The sequence below is a fragment of the Mycobacterium sp. genome (assembly GCF_050701675.1).
GTDB lineage: Bacteria > Actinomycetota > Actinomycetes > Mycobacteriales > Mycobacteriaceae > Mycobacterium.
The window spans coordinates 1-5,789 of record NZ_JBOGDD010000544.1 but is presented as its reverse complement, the minus strand read 5'-3'; the positions used below and the strand labels follow the sequence as shown (position 1 = coordinate 5,789).

At 66.6% G+C, this 5,789-nt stretch carries 7 protein-coding genes; 2 read left to right on the top strand and 5 right to left on the bottom strand.

Annotated elements, in window-relative coordinates; translation table 11 throughout:
* From ACRDUX_RS16495 to pptH, 5 genes are all read right to left on the bottom strand, one after another.
* Positions 1–931, bottom strand: a 931-nt coding sequence (locus ACRDUX_RS16495; RefSeq protein WP_526415089.1) for a thiolase family protein, incomplete at its 3' end; no start/stop codon positions are given.
* A gap of 124 nt (positions 932–1,055) precedes the next feature.
* Positions 1,056–1,637, bottom strand: a complete 582-nt coding sequence (locus ACRDUX_RS16490) for a TetR/AcrR family transcriptional regulator (protein WP_526415092.1) — start codon at positions 1,635–1,637, stop codon at positions 1,056–1,058.
* 120 nt (positions 1,638–1,757) lie between these two features.
* The gene (gene truB / locus ACRDUX_RS16485; RefSeq protein ID WP_526415091.1) at positions 1,758–2,597 is read right to left on the bottom strand and encodes a tRNA pseudouridine(55) synthase TruB; all 840 of its coding nucleotides are present in this window, start codon (positions 2,595–2,597) and stop codon (positions 1,758–1,760) included.
* An 80-nt stretch (positions 2,598–2,677) separates the two neighbouring features.
* Positions 2,678–3,343: a 4'-phosphopantetheinyl transferase PptT gene (pptT, locus tag ACRDUX_RS16480; protein ID WP_526415088.1), complete on the bottom strand. Its 666-nt coding sequence runs from the start codon at positions 3,341–3,343 to the stop codon at positions 2,678–2,680.
* Positions 3,340–4,302: an ACP phosphodiesterase PptH gene (gene pptH / locus ACRDUX_RS16475; RefSeq protein ID WP_526415087.1), complete on the bottom strand. Its 963-nt coding sequence runs from the start codon at positions 4,300–4,302 to the stop codon at positions 3,340–3,342. Before pptH ends, pptT begins: the two co-directional genes overlap by 4 nt.
* A 131-nt stretch (positions 4,303–4,433) precedes the next feature.
* Here pptH and ACRDUX_RS16470 point away from each other — a divergent pair, with 131 nt between their 5' ends.
* Positions 4,434–5,018, top strand: coding sequence for a DUF3558 domain-containing protein (locus ACRDUX_RS16470; RefSeq protein WP_526415090.1), 585 nt, complete (start codon positions 4,434–4,436; stop codon positions 5,016–5,018).
* A 20-nt stretch (positions 5,019–5,038) separates the two neighbouring features.
* On the top strand, positions 5,039–5,789 hold a 751-nt coding region (locus ACRDUX_RS16465), incomplete at its 3' end, for a CocE/NonD family hydrolase (RefSeq protein ID WP_526415086.1).

The window sequence follows — 5,789 nt, the reverse complement described above, 5'->3', positions numbered from 1 at the left end:
CGCACAGTCCAAGCGCCTCGTAGAGCAGCAGTTCGTTGGCCGAGAAGCAGTCGTGCAACTCGATGACTTGGAAGTCCTCCGGGCCGAGACCCGACTGGTCGTACACCGTTCGCGAGGCGGCGACGTTCATGTGATGGCCGATCAGGGCCTTGCAGGTGCCATCGAAACTGTTCTCGAAGTCCGTGGTCATGGCCTGCCCGACGATCTCGACGGCCTGGGCGGCCAGCCCGTGCGTCTCGACGAAGGCCTCGCTGGCGAGGACCGCCGCACCGGAGCCGTCGGACGTCGGTGAGCACTGCAGCTTGGTCAGCGGGTCGTAGATCATCCTGGAGCCCAGGATGTCCTCCAGCGAGTACTCCTCCTGGAACTGCGCATACGGATTGTTCACCGAGTGCTTGTGATTCTTGTAACCGATTTTGGCGAAATGCTCTGCCGTACTGCCGTATTCGCGCATATGCTCTCGGCCGGCGGCGCCGAACATCCACGGTGCAGGTGGGAAGAGCACCTCCGATATCTCGGCCATGGCCAGGATGTGCTTCTCCATCGGCTGGGCACGGTCGTCGTAGGTCGATCCCAGCGAGCCGGGTTGCATCTTCTCGAAGCCGAGGGCGATGGCACATTGCGCGAGGCCACCACGGATCGCCCTGGCTGCGAGATACAGCGCTGTCGATCCGGTCGAACAGTTGTTGTTGACGTTGACGACCGGAATACCGGTGAGCCCGAGCTCGTACACGGCGCGCTGGCCCGCGGTGGACTCGCCGTAGACGTAGCCGACGTAGGCCTCCTCGACCTCGCGGTAGTCGATCCCGGCGTCGTGCAGAGCCATGGTCCCGGACTCGCGGGCCATGTCCGGGTAGTCCCAATTCTCGCGACGGCCGGGCTTCTCGAACTTCGTCATGCCGACTCCGATGACGTAGACCTTGTTCGGCATCGCGCTCCTTCTGATCCACGCCCAGCGGTCCGGGCGGCCTGACCAGAAACATACCAACTAGAATGTATCTGTCAAGCAACGCGCGTTTCACCCCTCTTGAAGACCGGTGCGTCTCGGAGGGGAACTAGTCGGCGGACTTGGCTCGGAGGGTATCCATAATGGTTCCGCGCAACTGAGCGCACACGCGATCCCACCGCCGCCTGGCCCGCGCCGAATCCCGATCGACGAAGCTCGCGACGAGGATCCCCCGCAGCGCGTCCATCGCGGTGTACGCGATGTCACGCAATTCCTTGGGTGCCGGGTGGTCCGGCATCAACTGGCCGATGGCGGCGATGAGGGCGCTGTTGACGATCGGCTCGACCCGGACGATTTGGCTCGCCAACACGGGATCGGTGCGCGATGCCACCCAAAGCTCAAGGGTGGCAATGAATATCGGCCCTTGATGGGCCTCCCAGAGATAGTCCAGGACCATGGACACCGGGTCGGCACTGGCCTGAACGCGCCCGACCTCCCGCACGGCCGACTGGGCGCGCTGCTGGGCGAGATGCTCGATCGCCGCCACCACGAGGTCTTCCTTCGACCGAAAGTGGTGGACTTGGGCGCCACGGGTGACGCCAGCCATCTCCGCGACGCGCTGGGTCGTCGTCCCCGAGTAGCCGTACGACACCAGACATTCCACCGTGGCGTCGAGGAGTCGGATCCGCATGGCCGTGCTGCGCTCGGCCTGGGTGCGGCGCACGGTGCCCACTTCGTTCGTCGACACCGCACCTCCCTTTACCACTACGATATGAATACCAGCCAGTATGTTATCGCCTCACCGGGCGAACTACAGCGTCGACGGCCGGATCACGACGATCGACTTCGTGCGCGCGCCGTCGTCGGCCAGCAGTGCGATGACCCGGCCGTCCGCGGCAGTCGCGGCGTACACGCCGTCAATCCCGGCCGGCGCCAAGGACCTTCCGTTGGATGCCGACGCCGACTCCTCTGCTGTGAGATCGCGTCGCGGAAAGCCCAGCAGGCAGGCCTCGTCGAGGGAGTAGCTCAGGCGTGGCTCGTCGGCCAGCTGTTCGAGCGTGTGCGTCTCGCCAAGCCCGTACCGGCCGACCCTGGTGCGCCGCAACGCGGTGAGATGACCACCGACGCGAAGGGCTGCCCCGACGTCGCGGGCCAACGCGCGAATGTAGGTCCCCGACGAGCAGTCGACCTCGACGTCGACGTCGACGAAACCGTCGGCACGTCGGATGGCTCCCACGTCGAACCGCGAGATCCGCACCCGGCGCGCGGCGAGTTCGACGGTCTTGCCCTCTCGCGCCAGCTTGTAGGCCCGCTGTCCGTCCACCTTGATGGCGCTCACCGCCGAGGGGATTTGATCGATCTCACCGCGCAGTCCTGCGACGGTTTCCTCGATGTCACCGTCGGTGACGCCATCCGCGGAAACCGTGTGAAGCACTTCGCCTTCGGCGTCCTCGGTGGACGTGGTCTGCCCAAGTCTGATCGTTGCGGCGTACGACTTGTCCGTGGCAATGAGCAGGCCGAGGATCTTGGTGGCCCGCTCGATCCCGACGACCAGGACACCGGTGGCCATCGGGTCCAGCGTTCCCGCGTGCCCCACCTTGCGGGTGCCGAAGATCCGACGACAGCGGCCCACCACGTCGTGGCTGGTCATGCCGGCCGCCTTGTCGACGATGACGAGCCCAGGCAGGACCGATCCCCCGGTCGCTGCGCTCCCGGCCGCCGGAGAACCGCTCACAGCACGATCGCCGTCAGGGTCAACTGGTCCGCGACCGACCAGCGCCCGGTGAGCGCGGTCAGCGGCGGCCCCGACTCGGCCGCCGGATCGACGAGTATCCGCGACTCGAAGGTGCCAGCGCTACCGGACCCGTCGAGTTCGAACGTGATGTGGGCATCCTCGAAGCCCAGCCAGCGGTGCGTCAGCGGGAACCACGCCTTGTACGTCGCCTCCTTGGCGCAGAACAGGATTCGGTCCCAGTGCAGGCCACCACCAAGCGACGTGAGTTGCCGACGTTCCTCGGGCAGGCTGATCGCGTCCAGCACGCCCTTTGGCAAGACGTCGTGGGGTTCGGCGTCGATCCCGACGGAACGGACGTCGCTGGTGCGCCCCACCACTGCGCCGCGGAAGCCCGTGCAGTGCGTGAGGCTGCCCACCACGCCGTCGGGCCAGCACGGTTCGCCCTTGTCACCCTTGAGGATCGGTACGGGCGGCAATCCCAGCTCGCCGAGCGCCTGCCGCGCGCAGTAACGCACGGTGACGAACTCGTTGCGCCGCTTGGCCACCGACCGCGCGATGAGCGGCTCCTCCTCGGGCAGCGGTCTCAGGTCCGGCGGATCGTCGTACAACTCGGCCGACGCCACCACGGTGGGCAGCACGCCGGCAAGCAGTCTCTCCGTCATCGAGACCGCCGCTCCCGGATCTGCTGCTGCATCTTCTCCGCACCGGCGCGCATCTCCGGCGTGACCTCGAAGTGGCCACCGAAGTCGTTGAGATACCCCGGTGGATACTTCGGGTCGGGCAGGATCTGTCGCATCCACCGATACGGCTTGCGGCGCCGCCACTCCCGCGGGTAGCCCACCGAGACCTCCTCGAACCGCACCCCGTCGTACCAGGTGGTCCGCGGGATGTGCAGGTGGCCGTAGACCGAGCAGATCGCGTTGTAGCGGGTGTGCCAATCGGCAGTCGCGGTGGTGCCGCACCACAGTGCGAACTCGGGGTAGTACATCGCGTCACACGGCTCGCGCACCATCGGGAAGTGGTTCACCAGCACCGTCGGCGTCATCCAGTCGAGGTCCTCGAGCTTCTTGCGGGTCTGGGCCACCCGGTCCCGGCACCAGGCGTCGCGGCTGGCATAGGGCTCGGCGGACAGCAGGAACTCGTCGGTGCCGACCACGTTGCGCTCACGTGCCACCGCGAGGCCCTCGGCCTTGGTCGCGGTGCCCTCCGGCAGGAACGAGTAGTCGTACAGCAGGAACATCGGCACGATCGTCGCCGGCCCGCCCTCCTCGGTCCACACCGGAAAGGGATGCTCCGGAGTGAGGATGCCCATCTCGTCGCACATGTTGACCAGGTAGTCGTACCGGGCCCTGCCGAAGATCTGCATCGGGTCCTTGGTGGTGGTCCACAGCTCGTGGTTGCCCGGCACCCAGATCACCTTGGCGAACCGCTTGCGCAGCAGGTCCAGCGACCACCGGATCTCATCGGTGCGTTCGGCAACGTCACCCGCGACGATCAGCCAGTCGTCCGGCGACGACGGATGCAGCGATTCGGTGACGGGCTTGTTCCCGGTATGACCGATGTGAAGATCGCTGATCGCCCAGAGGGTTGGATGCCGATGATTCTGAGACGGCGTAGACACAACCGATTAGCCTACTTGCGCCGCCGGCGCCCGGTCGCCCGGCAACTAGAACATGTTCTCCTTTCCGGTCCGGGTGGCCGTTCGGGACTTGTACACTCCCGGCAATGGACAACGAGCGCAAGAGGGGTGCCATTCTCGCCAAGATGCGCCTGCTGTCGGCGATGTGTGCCCTGATCGCGGCGGTGGTCGTCGTCTGGCAGGCCAATCCGCTCGTCGGGGCCGGCCCCGGATCCGTCGAGCTGAGGTCCACGTCAGCCCCGATGACCGGGGTCTCGAGCAGCATCAAGTGGCCCGTCATCGAAACCGTCGATCCGCGGCCGTTCGATCCGTGCGAGGACATCCCGATCGACGCCATCAACCAGATCGGACTGGGCTTCACCCCGCCGGAGCACGAGGACGGCCTGCGGTGCCACTACGACGCGGGCAACTACCAGATGGCCGTCGAGGCCTTCGTCTGGCGAACCTACCAACAGACGCTCCCCGCGGACGCCGTCGAACTCGACATCGCTGGCCACCGCGCCGCGCAGTACTGGATCCTCAAGCCGTCGGACCGCAACAACCGCTTCTGGTTCAGCTGCATGATCGCCTTCGACACCAGCTACGGCGTGCTGCAACAGTCGCTGTTCTACTCGCCGACCTACAGCGCCGACGACGTGGACTGCATGCAGACCAACCTTCAGCGCGCACAGCAGCTGGTGCCGTTCTACAAGTTCTAGGTTTGCGTAACCTGCAAGGCGTGGCTACCCGAGTGAGCGCCAAGCGAATCGCCTCCCACGCCCTGAGCCGGGCACTGCGGCTGCCGCCGCCGACGACGGACTTCACCGTGTCGCGCGGCCTGCGGGTGCCGATGCGGGACGGCGTCGACCTCGTCGCGGACCACTACACACCGCGGACCAAGGCCGCAGCGGGAACTCTGCTCGTCCGCGGCCCGTACGGCCGCGGCTTCCCATTCTCGAACCTGTTCGCCGCCGTCTACGCAGCACGCGGCTACCACGTCGTCATCCAGAGCGTGCGCGGCACGTTCGGTTCGGGCGGCGAGTTCACTCCGATGATCCACGAGGTCGACGACGGCGCGGACACCGTCGCGTGGCTACGCGACCAGGCCTGGTTCACGGGCACCTTCGCCACCGTCGGGTTGTCCTACCTGGGTTTCACGCAGTGGGCGCTGTTGATGGACCCGCCACCGGAGATGGCCGCCGCGGTCATCACCGTCGGCCCGCACGATTTCAGCGAATCCAGCTGGGGCACCGGCGCCTTCAGCCTCAACGACTTCCTCGGATGGAGCCACATGGTCTCCCGTCAGGAGGAGGGGTACCGGCTTCTCGGCGCGGTCAACCAGGGCCGCGCCAGGCAGCGGGTCGCACGCGCGGCGAGTCGGGTTCCAATGGGTGGGGCGGGGCGGACGCTCCTCGGGACCGGCGCGCCGTGGTGGGAGTCCTGGCTCGAACACCCCGACCGCGACGATCCGTTCTGGACTCCCATGCGGC

What these genes read in the sequence shown, in the direction of transcription:
- ACRDUX_RS16490 (WP_526415092.1), bottom strand. Translation starts at nt 1,637, where the DNA reads ATGCGGATCCGACTCCTCGACGCCACGGTGGAATGTCTGGTGTCGTAC.
- truB (WP_526415091.1), bottom strand. Translation starts at nt 2,597, where the DNA reads ATGACCAGCCACGACGTGGTGGGCCGCTGTCGTCGGATCTTCGGCACC.
- pptT (WP_526415088.1), bottom strand. Translation starts at nt 3,343, where the DNA reads ATGACGGAGAGACTGCTTGCCGGCGTGCTGCCCACCGTGGTGGCGTCG.